Below are 1,067 nucleotides of genomic sequence, written 5' to 3'. Positions count from 1 at the left end.
CTAAGACAGTGAGTTCTTTTCTTCTTCCGTGAATTCTAGGTTAATCATGTTTTTAATGAGTGCTTTGCTTCTAATTATGACTCTTAAACTATATTATTGTCCTTGAGTAAAAAATGCAAGTTGTAGCCGTGCAAAGTATAGCTTGTTCGCTTTCATATTCCGTGGAAACTTTTATCCAATTCTGACTGTCAATCCGCACCATTAGGCCACATTGATCATATTTTTCCCGAGGCTGAAATTCTACTTGGGTCATTAGGGAAAAATCGCCAACTTGTCGCATCAATAAGCAATGCCCATCGTCTCTTTGAAAACCATAGTGCGTGTTTTGCCAAAAATCAGTTTTTTCATCTGTAGAAATTTCCAAGCCATTACCCAAACGATAATGCGTCGGCTCGTTGAGCCAGTAAAAATCATCTGACAATGCTGGCTGTAAAAAATTTTCACTAAGTCGCATAATATCGCTCCTAATCAGATACATCGTGATATTACGAGGCCAGCTAACCATTGATTATACAGAAACTTTCCGAATAACCAAAGTAGGAATATATGGAAACTTTTGGCATATCACCCCGTTCTGTAGATTCCTGACAATCAGCCGAAATAACATCAGCTTTCCCCCAAGGTTTTAGCACCAATTGTTCAATCTGACTGCACTTCGTAACAAAAATTTACAATTATTCGACGGCACTCGCACTCCCGTCCGTCGCTGTGCATAGATGTTTTTAGCTTATTATCATTTACTTTAATCAATGTTTAAGGAACGCACGCTACCAGATTGGTGTACTGTTACAGAGCATCCAAAACCAAAACTTTTAAATCTGGGACAGCAGCTAAACGGGCATCATTGGTCAAGAAAAACATAGCACCTTCTCCCATAGCAGTGGCAATCTGGATTGCGTCTGGAGTTCGGGTTCTTCGGTTTGTGCTATGCAATGGACGGAGTTATAAGGGATGAAACCCTTATAGAGAAGGACATTGATGCGATTTTTGTCAATTGTTTTTGCTCTAGAGCGAACTAATCAATTAAGTCTCTTGCCAGATAAGGATTTAGTCGATTTATGCCCCCC

1 protein-coding gene is annotated in these 1,067 nt (G+C 39.6%); it reads right to left on the bottom strand.

The genetic code is table 11. The features are described from left to right. Positions 1-88 precede the first annotated feature (88 nt). The gene (locus O9332_RS11030) at positions 89-454 is read right to left on the bottom strand and encodes a DUF1349 domain-containing protein (RefSeq protein WP_288025469.1); all 366 of its coding nucleotides are present in this window, start codon (positions 452-454) and stop codon (positions 89-91) included. Between the last annotated feature and the right edge of the window lie 613 nt (positions 455-1,067).

Origin of the sequence: Microcystis sp. LE19-10.1B, from assembly GCF_027530565.1 — a bacterium.
GTDB lineage: Bacteria > Cyanobacteriota > Cyanobacteriia > Cyanobacteriales > Microcystaceae > Microcystis > Microcystis aeruginosa.
The sequence above is the reverse complement of the archived record's forward strand: the minus strand, read 5'-3'. Positions and strand labels throughout refer to the sequence as shown.